We start from the raw sequence: 24,405 nt of genomic DNA, 5'->3' as shown, positions 1-24,405 counted from the left end.
GGGACTCCACTTAACTGTTCCTGGCATTCGCCGGGATGGTCGCAGGCGCTAGTTTAGCAGCCTTGAGGTGGCTTTTAGCACTTCGGCCGGGCGACCGGGCCGCGACGGCCATTCGCGCGGCCTCAATTGCCCAAACTAGTGGCCGCCACACTTAGCGCTTCGACAAGCTTTTCACCGATTCAGGGCATATCCTCGCGGTCTGTGACACTCGCATCTCCTCGTTCGGGGTCCCGTTCGGGGCCTCGCGGCCGGTCGGACTCGCGGTATCGCTGGGTCCCGGCGGCGGCCGGGTGGACCGTGGGCGTCATCGCCACCGTCTCACTGCTGGGCAGTGTGTCCCCGCTGGTCAGGTACCTGATCAGAGTGCCGCGCGAGTTCATCAACGACTATCTGTTCAACTTTCCCGACACCAGCATCGCGTGGTCGTTCGTGCTGGCCCTGCTGGCCGCGGCGCTGACCGCGCGCAAGCGCATCGCCTGGCTGCTGTTGTTGGCCAACATGATTCTTGCCGCGGCGCTGAACGCCGCGGACATCGCCGCGGGTGACAACACCGCCGCCGAGATCTTCGGCGAGAACCTCGGGTTCGCGGTACATATCGTCGCGATCGTCCTGCTGGTGCTGGCCTACCGCGAGTTCTGGGCCAAGGTCCGCAAGGGCGCACTGGTCAAAGCGGCCGCGGTGCTGGTCGCCGGGGACGTGGTGGGGATCCTGGTGTCCTGGGGTCTGGTCGAGTTGTTCCCCGGGACGCTTGCCCGCCAGGATCGTCTGCCGTATGTGGCCAACCGGGTGGTCGGATTCGCGCTGGCGGATCCGGATTTGTTCAGCGGCCGTCCGCACGTGTTCCTCAACGCGATCTTCGGGTTGTTCGGGGCACTCGCGCTGATCCTGGCCACGATCGTGCTGTTCCAGTCCCAGCGTGCCGAGAACGCGCTGACCGGTGAGGACGAATCGGCCATCCGCGGACTGCTCGAGCTATACGGCAAGAACGACTCACTGGGCTACTTCGCCACCCGCCGCGACAAGTCGGTGGTCTTCGCCCAAAGTGGGCGCGCCGCGATCACCTACCGCGTCGAGATCGGTGTCTGCCTGGCCAGCGGCGACCCCATCGGCGATCCGCGGGCCTGGCCGCAGGCCGTCGACGCCTGGCTGAACCTGTGCCAGAGCTACGGGTGGGCTCCCGGGGTGATGGGCGCCAGCACCCAGGGCGCACGGGCATATCGGGAAAGCGGGCTCAACGCGCTCGAACTCGGCGACGAAGCCATTCTGCGGACCTCGGATTTCAAGCTGTCCGGTCCGGACATGCGCGGGGTCCGCCAGGCCGTGACCCGAGCCCGCCGGGCCGGGCTGACCGTGCGAATCCGGCGGCACCGCGACATCGGCGCCGACGAGATGGCCGACACCATCTCCCGCGCGGACGCCTGGCGCGATACCCAAACCGAACGCGGCTTTTCCATGGCGCTCGGCCGGCTCGGTGACCCTGCCGACGGGGACTGCCTGCTGGTCGAGGCGATGGACCGAAGCGACGCCGTCGTCGCGATGCTGTCGCTGGTTCCGTGGGGCACCACCGGGGTCTCCCTGGACTTGATGCGCCGCTCGCCGCAGTCCCCCAACGGCACCATCGAGCTGATGGTCAGCGAGCTTGCGCTCAACGCCGAAAGCCTTGGTATAACCCGTATTTCGCTGAACTTCGCGATGTTCCGGTCGGCCTTCGAACAGGGTGCTCAACTGGGCGCCGGTCCCGTTGCCCGGCTGTGGCGGGGGCTGTTGATGTTCTTCTCGCGGTGGTGGCAGCTGGAAACGCTGTACCGCTCGAACATGAAATACCAACCCGATTGGGTGCCGCGCTTCGCCTGTTACGAGGACGCCCGGCTGGTGCCCCGGGTCGGTGTCGCCTCGGCACTGGCCGAGGGGTTCCTGGTACTGCCGTTCGGCCGGCGCAGGCCGCACACCGGTCATCACCCGGCCGTGCCGGCCCGGCTGGCCGAGTCCGGACTGCTACATCACGACGGGAGCGCACCAGACGTCAGCGGACTGCAGCAACGTCAGCAATCCGCCGACGAAGAAGAGGCGAGATTCCGGCTGCCCGAACAGGTGCGGGTGCGTCTGGCCAAGCTGAAGACATTGCAGCGCAACGGTGTCGACGCCTATCCGGTGGGATCTCCGCCCAGCCACAGCGTCGCCAAGGCGCTCGACGCGGACGACCAGGAGAACATCACCGTCGCCGGCCGGGTGTTGCGGATCCGCGACTACGGCGGGGTGCTGTTCGCCCAGCTGCGTGACTGGTCGGGGGAATTGCAAGTGCTGCTGGACAATTCGCAACTGCAGAACGGGCGGACCGCAGACTTCACCGCAGCCATCGACCTGGGCGACCTGATCGAGGTGTCCGGGCACATGGGCTTCAGCAAGAAGGGGGCCCGCTCCCTGATCGTCGCCGACTGGCGGATGATCGGTAAGTGCTTGCGGCCGCTGCCGAACAAGTGGAAGGGGCTGACCGACCCGGAGGCGCGGGTGCGGACCCGCTACGTCGACCTGGCCGTCAACCCCGAGTCACGTGAACTGATCAAGGCACGCAGCGACGTACTGCGGTCGGTCAGGCAGACGCTGTTCGGCAAAGGATTCATCGAAGTCGAGACCCCGATCCTGCAGCAGATCCACGGCGGGGCCACCGCCCGGCCCTTCGTCACCCACATCAACACCTACGACATGGACCTTTTCCTGCGCATCGCGCCGGAGCTCTACCTGAAACGGCTGTGCGTCGGCGGCGTGGAACGCGTCTTCGAATTGGGCCGGGCCTTCCGCAACGAAGGAGTCGACTTCAGCCACAACCCCGAGTTCACCTTGCTGGAGGCCTATCAGGCCCACGCCGACTACAAGATGTGGATCGACGGATGCCGCGAGCTGATCCAGAACGCCGCCCAGGCTGCCCACGGCGAACAGATTGTGTTGCGGCACGGCACCGACGCGCCCGACGGCCGGCTGGAACCGGTCGACATCTCCGGAGTCTGGGCGGTCAAGACCGTCTATGACGCCGTGTCCGAAGCGCTCGGCGAGCACATCGACCCCACCACATCACTGTCCGTCTTGCGCAAGCTGTCCGACGCCGCGCACATCCCCTATCGAGCCCAGTGGGATGCCGGCGCGGTGGTGCTCGAACTGTACGAGCACCTGGTCGAGGACCGTACCGAGGAGCCGACCTTCTACATCGACTTTCCGACCTCGGTGTCGCCGCTGACCCGGCCGCACCGCACCGAACCCGGCGTCGCCGAGCGCTGGGACCTGGTGGCCTGGGGCGTCGAGCTGGCGACGGCCTACAGCGAGCTCACCGATCCGGTCGAGCAGCGCCGCCGTCTGCAGGAGCAATCGCTGTTGGCCGCCGGCGGGGATCCTGAAGCCATGGAGCTCGACGAGGACTTCCTGCAAGCGATGGAATACGCGATGCCGCCCACCGGCGGGCTGGGAATGGGCATCGATAGGCTCGTCATGCTCATAACGGGCCGCAGCATCCGCGAGACGCTGCCATTCCCGCTGGCCAAACCGCATTAGCGGGGGCCTCGAACGCTGCGCGAGCCCAGGGCGAACAATGGGTGAATATGTTCCAGGCCGATTACCAATAGATCACAATGAGTCACGTGACACCCCCGACGGACAGCGCTGCGGTGCAGTTCTTGGCAAGTAGCCACACCTCGCTGATGCACGGCTGGGTGCCAGTGACGGTCCAGGTACTCGCGGCGATTGTGCTGACGTCGGCCGTTGGCTGGCGATCGCGCCGCTGGCGCACGGTGTGGATGCCGGTGGCCGCGCTGGTCGGCGGGGTGGCGGCCTACCTCACGCACTGGTACATCGTCGACCGCGGGCTCTCCGATGAACCTGCCCCGGTGGCGCTGTGGCTGTGGATCACACTGACCGGCATGGCGGCGGCGGTGCTGGTGCTGGGTTGGCGCACCGCGCGGCACTGGCGGCGTGGTGCCGCCGTGCTGGCCGTACCGCTGTGCTTGCTCAGCGCGGCGCTGGTGCTCAACCTCTGGGTCGGCTACTTCCCCACCGTGCAGTCCGCGTGGAGTCAGCTGACCTCGGGTCCGCTGCCCGATCAGGCCGACCAGGCCACGATTACCGCGATGGCCGCCAAGGGAAGCCGGCCACCGCACGGCACCGTGGTGCCGGTGGCGATCCCCTCGGACGGATCGCACTTCAAACACCGCGGCGAGCTGGTCTACCTGCCGCCCGAATGGTTCGCCAGCAGCCCGCCCCCGTCGTTGCCGACCGTGATGATGATCGGTGGGCAATTCAACACACCGGCGGACTGGACACGGGCGGGCAACGCGGTCAAGACCATCGACGACTTCGCCGCCGCGCACGACGGGAAGGCGCCGGTGCTGGTGTTCGTGGACTCCGGCGGCGCATTCAACAACGACACCGAATGCGTCAACGGCGTTCGTGGTAATGCGGCCGATCACCTGACCAAAGACGTAGTGCCGTTCATGGTTTCGACGTTCGGGGTCAGCCCGCACAGGTCCAGTTGGGGAGTCGCGGGGTGGTCGATGGGCGGCACCTGTGCCGTCGATTTGACCGTCATGCATCCCGATTTGTTCAGCGCGTTCGTCGACGTCGCCGGTGATTTCTTTCCCAACGCCGGCAACAAGACCCAGACCATCGCCCGGCTGTTCGGCGGAAATGCCGATGCCTGGGCGACATTCGACCCGACCACCGTGATCAACCGGCACGGGCCATATCGCGACGTGGCCGGCTGGTTCGCGATTTCGTCCGACGGACCGCCGACGCCGCGCCGTGACCTACAGCTGACCGACACCGGCGCCATCCGTCTCGCCGGACGCGAGGCGGCCGCCAACCCGGGCAATCAGACCGCCGCTGCCTATTCGCTGTGTGCGCTCGGCCGCTCCAACGGAATCGACTGCGCGGTGGTACCGCAGCCCGGCAAGCATGACTGGCCGTTCGCCGACCGTGCGTTCGCGGCCTCGCTGCCCTGGCTGGCCGGAGCGTTGGGAACTCCGGGAATTGCGCGGACGCCGTTGCCTACCGCGTCCGCGCCCGCCGCCGGCACGCGGGTGGTGGTCCCGGCCGAACACTCCAATACCCCGCGCAGATAGCCGCGGCGTCGCCTGAAGTAGTGTCGAAGAGGGCATGTAATGCCGGTGCCAGACGAACTGTGCATTCGCTTGCCGCTGCCCCACTTTCGCGAGCTGAGGCGCTGATTCGTCGGCAAAACGATACGGACGTATGGTATTTCGATAGGTGCGTATCGCCGCACCATTCGGATGTATCGTCTAGCCATGGGATTCCCCAGCGTGTTCTCCTACGAACCGCCCCCGCCGGCCGAACCCACAGCCAAGGAGCGGATTCGCGACGCGGCCCTGAGCCGCTTCGCCGCAGACGGCATTGCCGCCACATCGCTGCGGGCGGTCGCCCAGGCCGCCGAGGTGTCGATCGGGCTTGTGCAGCACCATTTTCACACCAAGGCCAAACTCACTGCCGCAGTCGATCAGTACGTGCTGCAGGTGGTCAGTGAGGCGTTAGAACCGACGGCGCTGCCTCAGGCGCCCTCCGACGGGCTCGAAGAAGCCGGTCGCCGTTTGACCTCGGTGATGGCCGAACGTCCTGATGTGATGACCTATCTCGGCCGCTCACTGGCCGAGGGCAGCGCAATCGGATCGGTCATCTTCGCCGGAATCCTGGGCATCAGCACAGCCCAGCGCGACCATTTCGTCCGACAGGGCAAGACCCGGCCCGACGTCGATCCCGATTGGGCTGCACTCAACCCGTTGATTCTTCGGGTCGGCGCCATCATTCTGCATCCCTACATCGAGCTACACCTGGGAAAGTCGTTCTTCACCGAGCCACAGTTAAGACGCTGGGACGCCGCCGTCACCAACCTGATACGGCATGGCCAATTCCTCGACGAAGCGACACCCTAGCGCTCAGATCGCTCCACTCAAACCGGGTCAAACCCGGTCCGGCGTGCCGCCCAGGTGCTATACACGAAGCACCATGGATGAGCCTGGCGTAATCGCCTACACCGCGCAGATTCTCGACGCCGACAAGGCGGACGACGATGCGCTGCTGCGGCGGCTACGAGCCGATCCCAGCATCGAGTTCATCGACCGGCTCGACGCACAGACGGCCAACCTGCGTAGCCTTCGGCCCACCCCGCATCCTGACCTTCTGGCAGAGCCGGCCCGCTGGGCCTACTACCCGTGGCGGCGCGCCGTCGTTTCGGTGCTGGGCCCGGGCGGGTATCGCGCCGTGCGCCTGGATCGCAATCGCAACAACATCACCCCGGCGGAACAAGACCAGCTCGGCACACTGCGCATCGGTGTGGCCGGCCTGAGCGTCGGCCATGTCATCGCGCACACCCTGGCAGCACAGGGATTGGGTGGCCGTCTTCGGTTGGCTGACTTCGATCACCTCGAGCTGTCGAATCTGAATCGGGTGCCGGCCAGCGTATTCGACCTCGGCGTCAACAAGGCGTGTGTGGCGGCGCGCCGGATCGCCGAGCTCGACCCTTACCTGTCGGTCGAAGTCTTCGACGCCGGGCTCACATTCGACACCGTCGACGCGTTTCTGGACGGGCTCGACATCGTCATCGAAGAATGCGACTCACTGGACATGAAGGCGGTATTGCGGGAAGGCGCCCGCACGCGCCGGATTCCGGTATTGATGGCCACCAGCGACCGCGGACTGATCGATGTGGAGCGTTTCGATCAGCAGCCTCAGCGCCCGATTCTGCATGGCCTGCTCGGCGACCTCGACGTCGGATTGCTGCCTGGCATGAGTAGCCGCGACAAAGTTCCCCATATCCTGCGTCACCTTGAGGCCGAACGGCTTTCGCCCCGAACGGCTGCCTCACTCATAGAGATCGACCACACACTTTCGACGTGGCCACAAGTGGCCTCGGATGTGGTGCTGGGGGCGTCGGCGTTGGCCGAGGGCGTGCGCAGGATTGGGCTCGGCGAGGAGCTTCGCTCGGGCCGCACTCGCATCGATATCGGCTGGGCGCTCAACCAACTCGATGAACCCGACATGGCCCAGCACCGTCCCGTGCCGGCAGACCCGTACGAGCCGCCGGAATTACCGGGGACAGCCGGAATCATCGCCGCCGCGGCGATCCGCGCTCCCTCCGGGGGAAACGTACAGCCCTGGCATGTCCAAGCCGGACCCACCGAGATCACCATTGACATTGCCGCGCAACACACGTCGACAATGGACGTCGGCTTCCGGGGCAGCGCTGTCGCGGTGGGCGCCGCTCTCTTAAACGCCAGGATCGCCGCGGCGGCCCACCATGTTCTGGGCCCCGTCAGCCTTGACGACCACGTCAACGGCTCGCCGTTGACCGCCACCCTGAAATTGAGCGACGGCACCGACCCAGGCCTGGCTGACCTGTATCAACCAATGCTGGAGCGTGAAACCAACCGCCACCACGGCAGCCCCCGACCAATCGACACCGCCACCATCGAGATGCTCTGCGGCGCGGCGAAACAGGAAGGCGGGCAGCTGCACCTGATCACCGATAGAGACGAGATCGCCTATGCGGCAGGCATTCTGGCCGCATCCGACCGTACCCGCTACCTGACGCCACGCCTGCACAAAGAGATGGTCTCGGAGTTGCGCTGGCCTGGTGACGACGACCCCGACACCGGCATCGATGTGCGAAGCCTGGAACTGGACACCGGCGAACTGGCGATGCTCGATATCCTGCGGCGAACCGACGTGATGACCCGGCTGGCCCAATGGAACGCCGGCAGCGCGCTCGGTGAAGACGCCCGCGACCGGATATTAGCCAGCTCTGCGCTGGCTACGGTGAGCGTGCCTGGGCAAGGCCTTCGCGACTACGCCAAGGGAGGAGCGGCCGTTGAGCTGGTCTGGATCATTGCGCAGCAGCGAGGGATATCTGTGCAGCCGGTCTCGCCGGTCTTCCTGTACGCGCACAACCAGGCCGAATTTGACGATCTGTCAGCCCAGTTCGCCGATGAGCTGGCCCAGTTGCAACGCGACTTCCGAGGTTTGGCCGGCATACCGTCCGAACATTCCGCGGTGCTGATCCTGCGGTTCAGTGCCGGGCCGCCGGCATCGGTACCAAGCCGCCGCAGTTTTGACCGGGCTCGGGTGAGGTAGATGAGCGGTTTTTTGCTGGCCCAGCACGCATGGATGCTCAGTCCGTTTCCCGCGCAGATGCGCGACGCGCTAGCCAATGTCCGCGAAGCCCGGCAGTTGCGGTTACGGTAAGACCAATGTCAGGCACTCTGGACTACCTGGTCACCGCTGCTGCTGCAGAGTTGATGGCGGCTACCGCGGCCGACGCTGCCGCGATCAGTCAACGGGTGCTCGGCGACCTGGTCCGCGAATTAGCTGTGGACTTCAGTTTCCTGCGCCACAACGATCACACCATCCATGCCACGGTGCTGGTTGCCGAGTGGCCGCCACGCAACGCCGATCCCGACCCGATCGGCGTGGTCTATTTCGCCGACGCCGACTCGGTGTTCGCCCAGGCCGAGCACCTCAAAGTGCCCGAAGTGGTGCGTCCCGAGCCGGCGAATGCCGATTATCAACGCAATATCGACGAGGGCACCGGGTGGGGCGCCGTGTCGCTGGCCGCTGTGCCGCTGCTGTCTGGCGATGTGACGACCGGCACGCTGGCCTTCGGCAAAGTCGGCGACCGCGAATGGCTACCCGAAGAGCTCAATGCGCTGCAGGCGATCGCGGCGCTGTTCGCGCAGCTGCAGGCCCGCGTGGTCGCCCAACAGCAAATCCACTATCTGGCCGAGCATGACGAGCTCACCGGGCTGCTGAACCGCCGGGCGCTCATCGCCCACCTCGACGACCGGCTGGCTCCGGGACGCCCGGGGCCGGTTGCGGTGGTGTTCCTGGCCCTGGACCGCTTCAAGGTCATCAATGATCGCCTCGGACAGGACGCCGGTGACCGGTTCATCGAGGCCTTCGCCGTAATGCTGCGCGAGGTCACCGAGAACGTCCCGTCCGAGATCGCCCGGTTCGGCGGTGACGAGTTCGTCGTCGTGCCGACTGGGGCGATGGACGTCGACGCCGCTGAAGCGTTCGCTCGGTCGCTGCACAAACGGGTTCACCAGCAAATCGCGATTGACGGCGAGCTGCTGAGTCGCACCGTCAGTATCGGTGTCGCGGCCGGCCTACCCGGACACGAGAGCACGTCGGACCTGCTGCGCCGAGTCGATCAGGCCACCCGGGCGGCCAAGGGGTCCGGCGGCAACAAGCTGGCGACCTTTAATCCGGAGATGTCGATAACGGACATGATCCGCAACGACATCGAACTGCACCTGGAAGGGATGATCGACAACGGAAGTGGCGCCCTGGTGCTGCATTACTTGCCGGAATTCGACATGAACACCGGCTGCATTCTCGGTACCGAGGCGTTAATCCGTTGGCAGCACCCAACTCTGGGGTTGCTGATGCCCGATTCGTTCATCCAAGTCGTGGAATCGATCAACTTGGGAGCCAAACTCGGCCGTCTGGTGATGCGTTCGGCGTGCGCACAGTTCGGGCTCTGGCAATCACGCGGCGTTGGGCACGGCACCGTGTTACGTGTCAACGTATCCCCGGTGCAGTTGGTCACGGACGGTATCGTCGCCACAGTCGCGGCGACTCTCGACGAGTTTGGTCTCGATCCAAGCACCGTCTGCCTGGAGATCACCGAAAGTGTGGTGGTGCAAGATATCGACGCCACACGTAAAACGCTGTTCGGCCTGAAGGACATCGGAGTGCAGATCGCTATCGACGACTTCGGCACCGGGTACAGCGTGCTGACCTATCTGAAATCGCTTCCCGTCGACGGGCTCAAGATCGACAAGGGTTTTGTTCGTAGCCTCGACACCGACGCCGGCGACCTGGCGATCGTGCGTTCCACGATGGCCCTGGCCGAGGCCTTCGGGCTCGAGGTCGTCGCCGAAGGCGTCGAAACAGTGGCCGCGGCCAAGACGCTGCTCAGCCTCGGTTGCCATCGCGCACAAGGCTTTCTGCTGTCCCGCCCGCTGGACAGCGCGGCGATGGAAGCACTGTTGACCGAACGCGTTATCCCGATGGACTTCTCCGACGTGGAGCTTTCCCCAAGCGACGACGTGGTGTCGACCACGAAACGACACGCCCGCTGATCGGTCTTAACTGCGGCGCTGAAACAGGTAGTAGTACGTCGCGGTCTTGTCGTCGAGCTCCCGCTCGTTGCCGCTGGACAACAGCGTCCAGCCCGGAGCGAATCGTCGTTCGATCTCGGCGTGATCAATACCAGGCACGCCGAACCGCCCACCTGGAGGGAAAGCGACGATGAAAAGCCGCGCGTCCGGCGCCGCCACGGCGCTGACCTCACGGACGTATGCCTCACGATCGGCGCCACTCATGTTGTGAATGCACCCGTTATCGACGATCAAGCCAAAGCCCGTACCGATTCCCGACTGACTCAACTGGGTGACGTCAGCACGGACGAAATCGACCTCAACATTGGCGGTGCGGGCCTTGGCCCGCGCCTTTTCGAGCGGCTTTGCGACGTAGTCGACCCCGGTGACTTGCCAGCCCCGCTGAGCAAGATAGATGGCGCAATCACCGGTTCCGCATCCCACGTCCAGGGCAGACGCTTGCGGCAATGCCGGCGTGTCCGGCGTTCCCTCGATCAGATCCCGCAGGCCCTGCGCGATCTGATGGCCCTCCCAAGGCGTGAAGCCGACCCGATAGAACAACCGAAATCGCATGTGTCGAGAAGCCATGGCCGCAATCATGGCATTCGCGGCGACCTGCCGGCCGTCAACCCCGGACTTGCCAAACACGCCCTTGCAACTCGTTACCCGGGAGTAGCATCCGCATACACAGCACAAGCGGCCGCGGGTGGCTCAAAAACCACAGGGAAGGGTTTCGCCGAGTGATGTCACGGCTCAAAGCGTGGTGGAGCCAACCCGACCACTACGAGTGGATGACCATGTTCCTGCGCCAATCCGGAACGCTGCGTCCAGCACGGATGATCTTGGCCGGCATCACCGGATCATCGGCGTTGGTACCGCTCACCATATTGCCGACCCAACAACAGCCCAGCGCCGTAGAGGTGGCCACCGGCGTGGTTGGCGTCACCTTCACCCTGGGTGTGACCCTGTTGTGGCTGACCCGCTGGCCCACGCGTCGCCAGTCGCAGGTTGGCGTCATGGCCGCGATTGTGTGTGTCGGCGGGTGGAGCCTGGTCCAGCCCACGGCGGGCCTCGCCGCCCTGACGTGTACCGGGTTGGCCATCACCGGCTGTTACATCGCGTTTTTGCACAGCCCCAAACTTCTGGTCTTCAACGGGGCCGCTGCCGTCGTGGTCGCCACCGTAGCGGTGCTGCGGCTGGCCCACGAGGCCAATGCGGCAGCCGCGGCCTCTGCGTTCTGGCTCAACGCTTTCCTGAATTTCTTCCTCCCCGTTGGCATTTGGGGCACCTCGCAGGCCATGAAAACCTACGCTGACCGCTCCGAGCAGGACGCGCTGACCGGCCTGCTGAACCGGCGGGCGTTCACCGAGGCGGTCAGTAGCCGGGTGGCGAATCCCCCACCGACGCACACCCACCTGGTGTTGGCGATGACCGACCTGGACAACTTCAAACGCATCAACGACACCTACGGCCATTCGGCCGGTGACCAGGTTCTGCGGACCGTGGCGGACGTGCTGCGCGGGCACACCCCCGCCGACGCGGTCATCTGCCGTGCCGGCGGCGAGGAATTCTTGGTCGCGCTGACCTCCGACAGCCCCGACGTGGGACCCCTCACCGCGGAGCTTTGCACCGCGCTGGCCCAGCTGTCCCCGGAGGTGACGGCGAGCATCGGCACCGCCAGCACCGAACTGCACCTTCTGACCGAAACCGAGGTGGCATGGCGGCTGGTCGACGAGCTCATCATCGTCGCCGACATGGCGATGTATGCCGCCAAACGCCGCGGCGGAAACCAGGTTCAGCACAGCTGGGGACCTAGCACAGCAGGAAGGTCAGCGACGCAACCGTATCCGGGCCCTGATCGGAGCCGCCGCGACCATCGTGAAGGGCACGGCCAGTGGGAAATCATCCGACAGAGACTCGATCCGGACTCGGCGGACGATGGTCGCCAACGCGAGGGTGGCTTCCAACATCGCAAAGTGGTCCCCGATACATGAGCGCGGTCCGCCGCCGAAAGGAAGGTATTGCCAGCGGTCGCGACCCTCAGCGCGCCCGGGGTCGAATCGTTCCGGATCGAATCGCAGCGTGTCGTCCCATAAGCGCGGATCGGTCTGTGCCGCCATCCTTCCGAATGCCAGCATGGTGCCGGCTTTGACGCGGTAGCCGGCAACCTCGACGTCGCGGGTCGCCATCCGGGTTCCGGTCGGTCCCGGTGGACACAGCCGCAGCGCCTCCTGCAGTACCTGGACCGTAAATCCCAGCCGCGCAACGTCGTCGGGAGTAAGCCGGCGATCTCCGATGCCGGCGGCTTCGGCCGCGACGCGATCCTGCAGGTCCGGATGACGACCCAATGCCCACAGCGCGTAGGTCAGAGTCGTCGCCGTGGTGTCGTGGCCGGCGAACAGGAAAATAATCATCTCGTCGCGGATCTCGGCGTCCGACAACGACCGCCCGGTTTCCGGGTCGGTGGCGGCGATCAGCGCGCGTACCAGCGGAGCCTCCCGGTGGGGGTCGGCACGACACGCCTGCAGAATTTCGTCTGCCAGCTCGCGAATCACCCCGGCCGCGACGCGGGCGCGCCGCCGCGCCGGTGTGGGCAGCCAATGTGGTGCGCGAAGCGGCCGCAGCGCTCGCTTGACCGCGTAGCTCGTCGCCACCCGCAGCGGCTCGGCGATCGCGTCGGAGCGCTCAGCGAGGTCTAAACCCAAGACCGAGCGACCCAACGCCCGCAAGGTCAATGTGCGGCACTGCGCATCCAGATCGATCTCGGTGTCCTCGCACCACTCGGCGCAGACGAGCTCGGCGGCCTCGGCCATGTGTCCGCCGAACTGGCGAACGCGCTGACGGGTGAACACCGGTTGCAGGGTGCGTCGACGCGGCAACCACTCGGCGTGGGGCAAGACGAACAGGTTTCCGCCGAGCAGCCGTCGAAGCTCGGTGGCCACCGTGCTGGTCTTGTCGACGGAACCGTCTCGCACGCTGACGATGTCGCGGATCCCTTGCGGCGATGTCGCCAAAACGATCGGCGGGATCAGCCACCTGGGCCCTAAGGTAACCCTGGTGACGGGCCCGCCGGCATCGCGAAGTTTGTTGGTGCCGGTATGGAATTCCCTGATGGCCTTTAGCCGTTCGCGATACGGAAGTGGGTTTTTCGGGGCTAAAGGCAACGTTGCAATGTCACGGAAGGACTCAGCGACGGACACGACTCGACCCTAGAACACTTTCGCGGACAAGCGGAACTGTGACTTCACTGATTTCTGTTAAGCCGAGATGCGACTGAGGATTTCGGAGTTCTCGGCGCACATCAGCTTGAATTGTGCCGGCTCGGCGTGTGTGGCAATGGTGCGACGATCCCACCACATCACCTTTGTTCGGTAGTTTTCGTTGGGATATAACGCCGCCGGGACGCGGTTGGCCACGACGCCACCGGAGGACTGCCACTGATCCAGCACGTGCGCCGCCGCGGTTGCCATGACGAACTGCGCACCCAACAGCGTCATCATGGGCAGTGCCGTGCGGGCCAGCACCGTGGACAGTGTGCGATGTCCGTATTGATCAGAGTCGACCCAGGCGCTTTTCACCTCCACGACGCCGAACGGAAGCCGGTTGGAAATCATGTGGCGCAGCAGGGGAAGGCCTGGATTGCCTCTCCATTCCTCGAGAGCGTGCGAGTCGTCCGGCGAGCGCAGCGGCCCCACGACGCGGGTACCCCCGACAACCCGGCCGTCCGGATCAAGCGCGGCAAAAAACAGTGCCGTGTCGGTACCGTCGCGAATGTGGTCGAGGTTGAGCACCCAATCCAGCCCGTGCCGCCGATAACTGTTCAGAGCACCGTCCAGATACTGATGCCACAGATCCGGCTCCGCCTCGGGGGTGGACGCGGTGACCCAACATCCCGTCGAGTGGTCGCGCCAGCCGAACCCCGTGTCGGACCACGGGCGGTCAATCTCGGTTGCCGTGAGTTGCGCCGCTTCCATAGGTGACCTCCGCTATTACCGTGCCTTCGGGGCAATTTTTTGGTGTGCCTGTTTCTTAATTCGAATCGCGACGAATTACCAAGGGGATTGTTGCATAAGCGGCTAATTAAGACCCCTTTGCGCGGGCAATGAACTGCGAAAGCACGCCGCTTCGTCGCGGCATTTGTTTCCGTGAACAGTCGTTCCCGCGCTGATCGCAGTAGCGTTACGGTATGCCCGACGAACCAGTCAATCCCGGCGCGAACCGGCCCGGCCCGGAATACGACAGCGCCGGCGTTCCGACCTTTGAATCCGTGCGTGACACGATCGAGGGCCGATACTCGACGGCACAAGGTGCCGCCGAACTCGATGCGGAATCACCCGAGGGCCAATCGGTCGAGGCGCAGTACGAGGAACGGCAGCGCGCGGCGGCCGAGCGGCTGGCCCAGATCCGCGAGTCGATGCACCCGGAGCAAGACTAACCGGCGACCATCCGGCTCGCCCTCGAAATAGCCTGTCAGGCAGTGACTTTGCGACGCGTGGCGGACTTCCGCGCAGCACTGGATGGCGCCGGGTTACGGCCGATCACCTCGGCGAGGAACTTGCCGGTGTAGCTCTCCGGCACCGCGGCCACGTCCTCCGGAGTGCCTTCCGCGACAACGGTTCCGCCCTCGGCACCGCCTTCCGGTCCCATGTCGATGATCCAGTCCGAGGTCTTGATCACGTCCAGGTTGTGTTCGATGACGATGACCGTATTGCCTTTGTCCACAAGGCCGTTGATGACCCTCAGCAGCTTGCGGATGTCGTCGAAATGCAAACCCGTGGTGGGCTCGTCCAGGATGTAAACGGTGCGCCCGGTGGAGCGCTTCTGCAGTTCCGCGGCCAATTTGACGCGCTGCGCCTCGCCACCGGACAGCGTCGGTGCGGGCTGGCCGAGCCGCACGTATCCCAACCCGACGTCGACCAGGGTGCGCAGGTAGCGATGAATACCGGTGATCGGCTCGAAGAACTCCGCCGCTTCCTCGATCGACATGTCCAGCACTTCGGAGATGGTCTTGCCCTTGTAGTGCACCTCGAGCGTCTCCCGGTTGTACCGGGCGCCGTGACAGACTTCGCACGGCACATACACGTCGGGCAGGAAGTTCATCTCGATCTTGATGGTGCCGTCACCGGTGCACGCTTCGCAGCGGCCGCCCTTGACGTTGAACGAGAACCGGCCCGGTTGATAGCCACGGACTTTGGCCTCGGTGGTGGCGGCGAACAGCGTGCGGATCTTGTCGAAAACGCCGGTGTAGGTGGCCGGGTTGGATCGCGGCGTGCGACCGATCGGTGACTGGTCCACCCGCACCAGCTTGTCCAGGTGATCCAGCCCGGTGACCCGGGTATGACGGCCCGGAACCTGCCGGGCACCGTTGAGCCGGTTGGCCAGCACCGCCGCCAGGATGTCGTTGACCAGCGTCGACTTGCCGGAGCCGGACACGCCGGTCACCGAGGTGAGCACGCCGAGCGGGAACGAGACATCGATGCCGCGCAGGTTGTGCTCGCGAGCACCGACGACGGTCAGCCGCCGCTTGTCGACGGGGCGACGCTTCGCCGGCAACTCGATGCGCTCCTTGCCGGACAGGTAGGCGCCGGTGATCGAGTCCTTGTTGGCCAGCAGCTCGCTGTAGGTGCCGCTGTGCACGATCTGGCCACCGTGCTCACCGGCGCGGGGGCCGATATCGACGATCCAGTCGGCGTGCGCGATGGTGTCCTCGTCGTGTTCGACGACGATCAGTGTGTTGCCCAAACCCCTTAGCCGAGTGAGGGTTTCGATGAGCCGACGGTTGTCGCGCTGATGCAGCCCGATGGACGGCTCGTCGAGGACGTAGAGCACGCCCACCAGACCGGACCCGATCTGGGTGGCCAGCCGAATGCGCTGCGCCTCACCGCCGGACAGGGTGGCCGCGGCGCGCGACAGCGACAGATACTCCAGCCCGACGTCGAGCAAGAAGCCCAGCCGCGACTGGATTTCCTTGAGCACCTGCCCGGCGATCGCCTTCTCGCGAGGCCCGAGGGTCAGCCCGTTCAGAAAGTCCGCGCAATCCGAGATCGACAGATCGCAGACTTCGGCGATGGATTTCGCGGCCTTCTCCCCGCCGGATTCGCCGGCCAGCGTCACCGCCAGAATCTCCGGCTTGAGCCGGGTGCCCTCACACACCGGGCAGGGCACGTCGCGCATGAAGCCCTCGTAGCGTTCCTTCATCTGCTCGGACTCGGTTTGCGCCATCTTGCGCTGCAAGAACGCCAGCACGCCTTCGAAATCCGCGTAGTAGGACCGGGTCCGGCCGTACCGGTTGCGGTAGCGCACGTGCACCTGGTGGTCGGAGCCCTCCAGAATTGCCTTGCGGGCCTTGGCCGGCAGCTTGCGCCACGGGGTGTCGACGTCGAAGCCCAGCTCGTCGCCGAGGCCGGCCATCATGCGGGTGAAGTACTCCGCGGTGTGACCCGCCGACCACGGCGCCACCGCCCCCTCGGCCAGCGTGCGCTCGGGGTCGGGAATCACCAGGTCGGGGTCGACTTCCTTGCGGATTCCCAGGCCGGAGCACTCGGGGCAGGCGCCGTAGGGCGAGTTGAACGAGAACGACCGCGGTTCCAGATCGTCGACCGCCAGCGCGTGCCCGTTAGGACAGGCGAGCTTTTCGGAAAACCGCTGTTCGCGGTTGTGGGCGTCGTGTTCGTGATCGACGAATTCGAGCACCACGATGCCGTCGGCCAGGTTCAGCGCGGTCTCCACCGAATCGGTGAGCCGCTGCTTGGCGGATGCCTTGACGGTCAGGCGGTCCACCACCACCTCGATGTCGTGCTTCTCCTGCTTCTTCAGCTTCGGCGGATCGGTCAGCGAGTGCACCACACCGTCGACCCGCACCCGGCTGTAGCCCTGGGCGTTGAGCTTCTCGAAGAGGTCGGCGAACTCGCCCTTGCGGGTGCGCACCACCGGGGCGAGCACCAGGAATCGATTGCCCTCCGGCATCGCCAGCACCTGATCCACGATTTGCTGGGGGGTCTGCCGGGCGATCCGCTCGCCGCAGATCGGGCAGTGCGGCGTTCCGGCCCGCGCGTAAAGCAGTCGCAGGTAGTCGTAGACCTCGGTGATGGTTCCGACGGTCGATCGCGGGTTGCGGTTGGTGGATTTCTGGTCGATGGACACAGCCGGGGACAGCCCCTCGATGAAGTCCACGTCCGGCTTGTCCATCTGCCCCAGGAACTGGCGGGCGTAGGCCGACAGGGACTCCACGTAGCGGCGTTGCCCCTCGGCGAAAATCGTGTCAAAGGCCAGCGATGACTTACCCGAACCCGACAGCCCGGTGAACACGATGAGCGCGTCGCGGGGCAGGTCGAGATCGACGCCGCGCAGGTTATGCTCGCGGGCGCCTTTGATGATCAGACGGTCAGCCAACGCTGCCCCTCTCCGGAACTATCTGGCAACTTCTCCGTAGCCGCAAAGCGATCCCGAACCGGGATTGCGCACGGCGCAATCCATGCTATGTGCCCATACCGACAAGCCACGTGTGACCAGTAACGTGGCCGCCAGTGACGGGCGCCGACGACGACGCTGCCGACTCGGCTGGATCAAGGAGTAGCGCACATGACTGCAGTGGACGACAACTACACCGGCCACGTCGACCCCGGTACCGCGGCCCGCCGGACCCTACCCGGCGCCACGATCTTAAAGGTGTCGGTGGGCCCTATGGACAACAACGCATATCTGGTCACATGTTCCGCTACCGGCGAAACATTGCTGATCGACGCCGCCAACGACGCGGACATCTTGATCGACCTGATCCGGCAGAACGCGCCGAAGGTGTCGCTGATCGTGACCAGCCATCAGCACTTCGATCACTGGCAGGCGCTGGAGGCGGTCGCCGCCGCCACCGGAGCGCCGACCGCCGCCAACGAAATCGACGCGGAGCCGCTGCCGGTCAAACCGGACCGTTTGCTGGCCAACGGTGACACCGTGCAGATCGGCGAGTTGACGTTCGACGTCATCCACTTGCGCGGGCACACCCCCGGCTCGATCGCGCTGGCCCTGGACGGACCCGCGACCGGCGGGGTCACGCAGCTGTTCACCGGCGACTGCCTGTTCCCGGGCGGCGTCGGGAAGACCTGGAAATCCGGCGATTTCACCCAGCTGATCGACGACGTCAGCACCCGGGTGTTCGACGTCTATGACGACTCCACCGTCATCTATCCCGGCCATGGCGACGACACGGCCTTGGGCGCCGAGCGCCCCCATCTGAGTGAATGGCGCGAGCGGGGCTGGTAGCCGCCGTCAGGAGGTGGTGTGCACGATCAGCACGTCGGTCTTGGCCCGGCGCGAGACGTTGGCCGGCACCGATCCGAGCAGCCGGCCGGCGATTGTGCTCAAGCCGACGTTGCCGACCACGAGTAGATCGGCGTGTTCCTCCTCGGCGAGGTGCACCAGCGCGTCGACCGGAGCCCCGACGATGGGCCGCTCGTCGATGTTTTTCGCCCCGGCGGCGTGGGCGCGGTCCTTGGCGTCGCGCAGAATCGCGTAAATCGGCGCGGTGCCCGAAACCTTGTAGCTTTCGTCCCGCAGGGCGTCGGCGGCCCGGGCGTCCTCGTGCTGGGGCAGATACGCCGACGCCACGATCAGCTTGGCGTCCTCTCCGGCGATCTGCGCCGCCTTCTCCACCGCGCGCATCGACGAGTCCGAGCCATCGGTTCCCACCACCACAGTCCGATAGGCGCCCATTTACCCTCCCAGTTTCGGTTGGTCAGCCAACCCAAGACAGTAGCGCGTTTGCTCCACGCACAGGAGGAAGATTAGCTACACGGCGTGACGTGGCGCGTCCTCCGAATTGCGGGGTCTGACTGGGCCAACGGACAATATCGCCGATGACAAAACAATCGAATGCGCTCGGGCGGCGTGGAAGGCATTGCATTACGCGGCTTTTCGTGAAGCTGGGCACCATCGGTGAATGCGCCGGATACGGTTTGTGACCCGTTTGATGAACTGCGCCTTACAGTAACAAGCATCATGTCCATGCCGACCCTCGAGCCCACCCTCGAGCCGCGTGACGGGGAGGTAGGCGCCGAGCCCGCGCCCGGCCGCGCGCGCGACAGGTTCCTCGACCCGTCGGCAATCGCCCTGTTCGCCATCGTGCTCAGCGCCGCCTGGGCTTGTCGGCCGTCGCTGTGGTTCGACGAAGGGGCCACAATATCGGCCGCGGCGAGCCGGACTTTGCCAGAGCTGTGGCGGCTGCTGAGTCATATCGACGCCGTCCACGGGCTGTACTACCTGTTGATGCACGGTTGGTTCGCGCTGTTCCCGCCCACCGAATTCTGGTCGCGGTTCCCCAGCGCCCTGGCCATCGGGGCCGCCGCCGCCGGGGTCACGGTGTTCACCAAGCAGTTCTCGACGCGGCCCACAGCGGTGTGCGCGGGCGCGATTTTCGCGATCCTGCCCCGCACGACGTGGGGCGGGATGGAAGCGCGCCCATACGCGTTCGTGGCCGCCGCGGCGGCCTGGCTGACGGTGTTGTTCGTGGCCACCGTCCGGCGCGGCAGGCCGCGCGGGTGGATTTGGTATGCGCTCGGCTTGATGCTGTCGATACTGCTCAATCTGAATCTGGTGCTGCTGGTGCCGGTTTACGGCGCGATGCTGCCGCTGTTAACGCCGAAAGGCGCCCGCAGATCGCCGGTGCTGTGGTGGGCAGCCGGCTCGGCCGTTGCGGTCGCCGCTATGACGCCGTTTGCGGTGTTTGCCCACAATCAGGTGTTTCAGGTCAATTGGATCTACCCGGTCAGCTGGCACTACGCATTCGACATCATCCTGCGCCAGTATTTCGACCACAGCGTCGCCTTCGCCATTGCCAGCGGTGTGCTGATCGTCGCGGCGGGCGTGACCCGGCTGGCCGGCGTGCCGGCCCCGGCCGGTGATTTGCGCCGGTTGCTGATCATCGCCACGGCGTGGATGGTCATCCCTACCGCCCTGGTCGTCATCTATTCGGCCGTCAGCGAGCCGATCTACTACCCGCGCTACCTGATCTTCACGGCGCCCGCGATGGCCGTCGTGCTGGCCGTCTGCATCGTCACCCTCGCCCGACGGCCGTGGCCCATCGCCGGCGTGGTGCTGTTGTTGGCGATCGCCGCGGTGCCGAATTACCTGTTCGTGCAACGCTGGCCGTACGCCAAAGAGGGCTGGGACTACAGTCAGGTCGCCGATTTGATCAGCTCGCACGCCGCCCCCGGTGACTGTCTGATGGTGGACAACACCGTGCCCTGGAGGCCCGGACCGATCCGCGCGCTGCTGGCCACCCGGCCGGACGCCTTCCGGTCGCTGATCGACGTCGAGCGCGGCGTCTACGGCCCCAAGGCCGGAACGCTGTGGGATGGGCACGTCGCCGTGTGGCTGACGACGGCCAAAATCAACAAATGTCCGGCAATCTGGACCATCACCAATAAAGACAACTCGCTGCCCGATCATCAACAGGGCCAATCGCTGCCGCCGGGAAGCGCGTTCGGGCGCGCTCCGGCGTACCGATTCCCGGGCTACCTGGGCTTTCACATTGTCGAACGGTGGCAGTTCCACTACTCGCAGGTGGTCAAGTCCACTCGGTGACTGCCGCGGTCCGGGGCGAGGACGACCCGGACTGAGCTCAGCTTCCCGTGCCGACCGGCTGGGCTTGCCGGGTGGCACGGGTCGCGGCATAGGACACCGCCACGCCGGCCGCGCTCAATGCGGTGAAGACGGTGAACAGCAGGTGTGCGGCCATCCCCTCGCCGCCGGTGGCCGTGTTGACGACGACACCGGCCAAGCCGGCGCCGATCGCCGCAGAGGTCAGCTGGACGGTGTTGATCGCCGCGGACGCCGCGCCGCCTTCGGCCGGGTCGGCAACGGACGCCATCGCGCGAGCCGACAGGTGCGGCCAGGCCATCCCGATCCCGATGCCGGCGACCAGCAGGGCCACCGCCCACAGCGCGGCGGTCCAGGACGACCCGTCGCCACGGCGGGCCACCGCACCCAGCGCCAGGCCTGACGCGGCCACCAGCGGCGCCACCATGACCACCCGCCCGATCGTCCGCGGGTTCTCCAACGATGCGCTGACGATCTCGCTGACCGTCCAGCCGAGGGCCAGCGCCGCTCCCAGGAAACCGGCCGCGATCGGCGTCAGATGCGCCAACCGCTGCCCGAACAGCGGTACATAGGTGTTCACCATCGCGGCGGCCATCAGAACGCCCATGGTCAGGTAGATCCACTTCAGCGGGCCGGGAGAGAACACGCTTGGCGGCAGGATGGCCGCGTGCATTCGCCAGTCGACGATCACGAACACGCCGACCAGCGCGATCCCCACCGCAAGCAGCCCATAGGTTGCGACGGTGTTGCGCGGAATCTGCGCGACGCTGACCGCCAGCGCGGCCACGCCGATGATCAGCAGCGACCACACCGGCACTTTCATCCTCGGGATGCCGTACGTCGGGTCGACCCGGGCCAGCGCCACCGGTACCAGCAGGGCCATCAGCGCGGTCAGCACGGCCATCACGACAAAAGCCCATCGCCAGATCCCGAATTGCGCGAACAGACCGCCGGTCGTGGGTCCGACCACGGTCGCGACTCCCCACATCGCCGACACCAGGGCCGAGCCCCGCGTCCACAACCAGCGGGGCAGCGCGGAGTTGATCACCGCATAGCCCAGGCCGGCCAGCAAGCCCCCCGCCACCCCCTGCATGGCGCGCCCAGCAATCAAAACATGCATGGTGGGCGCCGCGGCGCAAACCAGGCTGGCGATGCCGAACACGGCAAGTCCCAGCAGATACGACGACCGTGCACCGACGCGCAACAGCATCGGATTGACCATTGTCGCCGCAACCACCGACCCGACCAGATACAGCGTCGTCACCCACGCATAGAGCCGGCTGCCGCCGATTTCTGCGATGGTGTTGGGCAACAAGCTGGTGGTCAGGAACTCATTTGTGGCGTACAGCGCTACCCCGCCGGCCAGCAGGATGGAAGTCCTCAGATACCGGGCGCCCAGCAGCTCACGCCAGCCGCCGGTGATAGTCGCCGCGTCGGTCACTCCTCTACCGTATGGGGTCGCGCGGAGACACGAACCGCAGATCGGTTGCCAGCAAACTCATTTCAGGCCGGCGGCATCCATCCCGCGCAGTTCCTTCTTGAGGTCGGCGATCTCGTCGCGGAACCGCGCCGCCAGCTCGAACTGCAAGTCACGCGCCGCCGCCATCATCTGGGCGGTGAGGTCTTTGATCAGGTCGGCCAGTTCGGCGCGCGGCATGCTGGCCGTGTCGCGGCCCTCGAACACCCCGGCGCTGACCGCACGCCCCGGCTCGCCCTGCGCGCGCCGACCACGGGATGCGTTGCGTCCCGACCCGCCGATCTCCACCGTCTCGCTGTCGTCGGCCTCGCGATAGACCTGGTCGAGAATGTCGGCGATCTTCTTGCGCAGCGGCTGTGGATCGATCCCGTGCGCCTCGTTGTATGCGATCTGCTTGGCTCGACGCCGTTCGGTCTCGTCGATGGCCTCTTTCATCGAATCGGTGATGGTGTCGGCGTACATGTGCACTTCGCCGGAGACGTTGCGGGCGGCGCGGCCGATGGTTTGGATCAAGCTGCGCGACGACCGCAGGAAGCCCTCTTTGTCGGCATCGAGGATCGCCACGAGCGACACCTCGGGCAGGTCCAGGCCCTCGCGCAACAGGTTGATGCCGACCAGCACGTCGTACTCGCCCAGCCGCAGCTGGCGCAGCAGCTCCACCCGCCGCAACGTGTCGACCTCGGAGTGCAGATAGCGCACCCGGATACCCATCTCGAGCAGGTAGTCGGTGAGATCCTCAGCCATCTTCTTGGTCAGCGTCGTGACCAGCACCCGCTGGTCGGCCTCGGTGCGCTTGCGGATTTCGCCGATCAGGTCATCGATCTGTCCCTTGGTCGGCTTGACCACCACTTTCGGGTCCACCAGGCCGGTCGGCCGGATTACCTGTTCAACGAACTCGCCACCGGACTGGCTGAGTTCGTAGGGACCGGGAGTGGCCGACAGGTAGATCGTCTGCCCGATGCGGTCGGCGAACTCCTCCCAGGTCAGTGGGCGGTTGTCGCACGCCGACGGGAGCCGGAATCCGTACTCGACCAGGTTGCGTTTGCGCGACATGTCGCCCTCGTACATGCCGCCGATCTGCGGGACGGTGACGTGGGATTCGTCGATGACCAGCAGGAAGTCTTCCGGGAAGTAGTCGAGTAGGGTCGCCGGCGGCGAACCCGGGCCCCGGCCGTCGATGTGGCGCGAGTAGTTCTCGATGCCCGAGCAGAACCCGACCTGGCGCATCATCTCGATGTCGTAGTTGGTGCGCATCCGCAACCGTTGCGCCTCGAGCAGCTTGCCCTGACCTTCCAGCTCGGCCAGCCGCTCGGCCAACTCCTGTTCGATGGTCGAGATCGCGTGGGCCATCCGCTCCGGGCCCGCGACGTAGTGGGTGGCCGGGAAGATGCGCAGCGAGTCGACCTGGCGGATCACGTCGCCGGTCAGCGGGTGCAGGTAGTACAGCGCCTCGATCTCGTCGCCGAAGAACTCGATACGCACCGCCAGCTCTTCGTAGGACGGGATGATCTCCACGGTGTCACCGCGCACCCGGAAAGAGCCACGGGTGAACGACAGGTCGTTGCGGGTGTACTGAACGTCGACCAGCAGCCGCAACAACGCGTCCCGGGGCACCTCGGTGCCGACCCGCAGCTCGACCGAGCGGTCCAGGTACGACTGCGGCGTGCCCAGGCCGTAGATGCACGACACCGACGCCACCACAACCACGTCGCGGCGCGACAACAACGACGAGGTCGCGGAGTGCCTTAAGCGCTCCACGTCATCGTTGATCGAGCTGTCCTTCTCGATGTAGGTATCGGTCTGCGCGATGTAGGCCTCCGGCTGGTAGTAGTCGTAGTACGAGACGAAGTACTCAACCGCGTTGTGCGGCAACATTTCCCGCAGCTCGTTGGCCAGCTGGGCGGCCAGCGTCTTGTTGGGCGCCATCACCAGGGTGGGCCGCTGCAGCCGCTCGATGAGCCAGGCCGTGGTGGCCGACTTGCCGGTGCCGGTGGCGCCGAGCAGCACCACGTCGCGCTCCCCCGCCCTGACCCGGCGCTCCAGCTCCTCGATGGCAGCGGGCTGGTCCCCGGCGGGATCGTGCGGACTGACCACCTTGAAGTCGCCGCCGACGCGGACGACGTCGTCGACCGCGCGATATTCCGAATGCGCTACTACCGGATGTTCCGTGGCGAATGCCAT

General features: G+C 65.7%; 15 protein-coding genes and 1 pseudogene. 9 read left to right on the top strand and 7 right to left on the bottom strand.

The window, feature by feature from the left end; genetic code table 11:
* Positions 1 to 201: 201 nt before the first annotated feature.
* From lysX to A5625_RS21790, 5 genes are all read left to right on the top strand, one after another.
* Complete coding sequence (gene lysX, locus A5625_RS21810; RefSeq protein ID WP_082984504.1) at positions 202 to 3,543, top strand: bifunctional lysylphosphatidylglycerol synthetase/lysine--tRNA ligase LysX; 3,342 nt, start codon at positions 202 to 204, stop codon at positions 3,541 to 3,543.
* Between the two features lie 77 nt (positions 3,544 to 3,620).
* Positions 3,621 to 5,105, top strand: coding sequence for an alpha/beta hydrolase family protein (locus tag A5625_RS21805; protein WP_197516183.1), 1,485 nt, complete (start codon positions 3,621 to 3,623; stop codon positions 5,103 to 5,105).
* 183 nt (positions 5,106 to 5,288) lie between these two features.
* Positions 5,289 to 5,930: a TetR/AcrR family transcriptional regulator gene (locus A5625_RS21800; protein WP_066998834.1), complete on the top strand. Its 642-nt coding sequence runs from the start codon at positions 5,289 to 5,291 to the stop codon at positions 5,928 to 5,930.
* Between the two features lie 73 nt (positions 5,931 to 6,003).
* Entirely contained in the window at positions 6,004 to 8,127 is a 2,124-nt protein-coding gene (locus tag A5625_RS21795; protein ID WP_066998831.1) for an Rv1355c family protein, read from the top strand.
* Between the two features lie 116 nt (positions 8,128 to 8,243).
* A complete protein-coding gene (locus A5625_RS21790) occupies positions 8,244 to 10,136 on the top strand; it encodes a bifunctional diguanylate cyclase/phosphodiesterase (RefSeq protein WP_066998828.1) in 1,893 nt (630 codons plus the stop codon).
* A 6-nt stretch (positions 10,137 to 10,142) separates the two neighbouring features.
* Here A5625_RS21790 and A5625_RS21785 read toward each other — a convergent pair whose 3' ends face one another.
* Entirely contained in the window at positions 10,143 to 10,742 is a 600-nt protein-coding gene (locus A5625_RS21785) for a bifunctional 2-polyprenyl-6-hydroxyphenol methylase/3-demethylubiquinol 3-O-methyltransferase UbiG (protein WP_066998888.1), read from the bottom strand.
* A 155-nt stretch (positions 10,743 to 10,897) separates the two neighbouring features.
* Here A5625_RS21785 and A5625_RS30795 point away from each other — a divergent pair.
* Positions 10,898 to 11,941: pseudogene (locus A5625_RS30795) on the top strand (GGDEF domain-containing protein); the annotation flags it as partial.
* Positions 11,942 to 11,983: 42 nt separating this feature from the next.
* Here A5625_RS30795 and A5625_RS21780 read toward each other — a convergent pair.
* Entirely contained in the window at positions 11,984 to 13,354 is a 1,371-nt protein-coding gene (locus A5625_RS21780; protein WP_066998825.1) for a cytochrome P450, read from the bottom strand.
* 57 nt (positions 13,355 to 13,411) lie between these two features.
* Positions 13,412 to 14,128, bottom strand: coding sequence for a hypothetical protein (locus A5625_RS21775; RefSeq protein ID WP_066998822.1), 717 nt, complete (start codon positions 14,126 to 14,128; stop codon positions 13,412 to 13,414).
* Positions 14,129 to 14,340: 212 nt separating this feature from the next.
* Here A5625_RS21775 and A5625_RS21770 point away from each other — a divergent pair, with 212 nt between their 5' ends.
* Complete coding sequence (locus tag A5625_RS21770) at positions 14,341 to 14,589, top strand: hypothetical protein (protein WP_066998820.1); 249 nt, start codon at positions 14,341 to 14,343, stop codon at positions 14,587 to 14,589.
* A gap of 35 nt (positions 14,590 to 14,624) precedes the next feature.
* Here the strand turns inward: A5625_RS21770 and uvrA are convergent, their stop codons facing one another.
* Entirely contained in the window at positions 14,625 to 17,546 is a 2,922-nt protein-coding gene (gene uvrA / locus A5625_RS21765; RefSeq protein ID WP_066998818.1) for an excinuclease ABC subunit UvrA, read from the bottom strand.
* 189 nt (positions 17,547 to 17,735) lie between these two features.
* Here uvrA and A5625_RS21760 point away from each other — a divergent pair, with 189 nt between their 5' ends.
* A complete protein-coding gene (locus tag A5625_RS21760) occupies positions 17,736 to 18,413 on the top strand; it encodes an MBL fold metallo-hydrolase (RefSeq protein WP_066998815.1) in 678 nt (225 codons plus the stop codon).
* Positions 18,414 to 18,419: 6 nt separating this feature from the next.
* On the opposite strand, the gene A5625_RS21755 is transcribed toward A5625_RS21760, so the two are convergent.
* Entirely contained in the window at positions 18,420 to 18,863 is a 444-nt protein-coding gene (locus A5625_RS21755) for a universal stress protein (protein WP_066998812.1), read from the bottom strand.
* A 285-nt stretch (positions 18,864 to 19,148) separates the two neighbouring features.
* On the opposite strand from A5625_RS21755, the gene A5625_RS21750 reads away from it, so the two are divergent.
* Positions 19,149 to 20,732: a glycosyltransferase family 39 protein gene (locus A5625_RS21750; protein WP_066998809.1), complete on the top strand. Its 1,584-nt coding sequence runs from the start codon at positions 19,149 to 19,151 to the stop codon at positions 20,730 to 20,732.
* A 37-nt stretch (positions 20,733 to 20,769) separates the two neighbouring features.
* Here the strand turns inward: A5625_RS21750 and A5625_RS21745 are convergent, their stop codons facing one another.
* Both A5625_RS21745 and uvrB read right to left on the bottom strand, forming a co-directional pair.
* Positions 20,770 to 22,188, bottom strand: coding sequence for an MFS transporter (locus A5625_RS21745; protein WP_066998806.1), 1,419 nt, complete (start codon positions 22,186 to 22,188; stop codon positions 20,770 to 20,772).
* A gap of 57 nt (positions 22,189 to 22,245) precedes the next feature.
* Positions 22,246 to 24,405: an excinuclease ABC subunit UvrB gene (uvrB, locus tag A5625_RS21740; RefSeq protein WP_066998803.1), complete on the bottom strand. Its 2,160-nt coding sequence runs from the start codon at positions 24,403 to 24,405 to the stop codon at positions 22,246 to 22,248.

Origin of the sequence: Mycobacterium sp. 1465703.0 (assembly GCF_001672975.1) — a bacterium.
Classification (GTDB): Bacteria; Actinomycetota; Actinomycetes; order Mycobacteriales; family Mycobacteriaceae; genus Mycobacterium.
This window is presented reverse-complemented; position numbering and strand designations above follow the sequence as displayed.

Bases quoted from the DNA above. Each gene is read 5' to 3' on its own strand.
- A5625_RS21800 (WP_066998834.1), top strand. From the start codon at position 5,289: ATGGGATTCCCCAGCGTGTTCTCCTACGAACCGCCCCCGCCGGCCGAA.
- A5625_RS21805 (WP_197516183.1), top strand. From the start codon at position 3,621: ATGAGTCACGTGACACCCCCGACGGACAGCGCTGCGGTGCAGTTCTTG.
- A5625_RS21795 (WP_066998831.1), top strand. From the start codon at position 6,004: ATGGATGAGCCTGGCGTAATCGCCTACACCGCGCAGATTCTCGACGCC.
- A5625_RS21770 (WP_066998820.1), top strand. From the start codon at position 14,341: ATGCCCGACGAACCAGTCAATCCCGGCGCGAACCGGCCCGGCCCGGAA.
- A5625_RS21785 (WP_066998888.1), bottom strand. From the start codon at position 10,742: ATGGCTTCTCGACACATGCGATTTCGGTTGTTCTATCGGGTCGGCTTC.
- A5625_RS21775 (WP_066998822.1), bottom strand. From the start codon at position 14,128: ATGGAAGCGGCGCAACTCACGGCAACCGAGATTGACCGCCCGTGGTCC.
- A5625_RS21790 (WP_066998828.1), top strand. From the start codon at position 8,244: ATGTCAGGCACTCTGGACTACCTGGTCACCGCTGCTGCTGCAGAGTTG.
- A5625_RS21750 (WP_066998809.1), top strand. From the start codon at position 19,149: ATGTCCATGCCGACCCTCGAGCCCACCCTCGAGCCGCGTGACGGGGAG.
- uvrB (WP_066998803.1), bottom strand. From the start codon at position 24,405: ATGGCATTCGCCACGGAACATCCGGTAGTAGCGCATTCGGAATATCGC.
- A5625_RS21755 (WP_066998812.1), bottom strand. From the start codon at position 18,863: ATGGGCGCCTATCGGACTGTGGTGGTGGGAACCGATGGCTCGGACTCG.
- A5625_RS21760 (WP_066998815.1), top strand. From the start codon at position 17,736: ATGACTGCAGTGGACGACAACTACACCGGCCACGTCGACCCCGGTACC.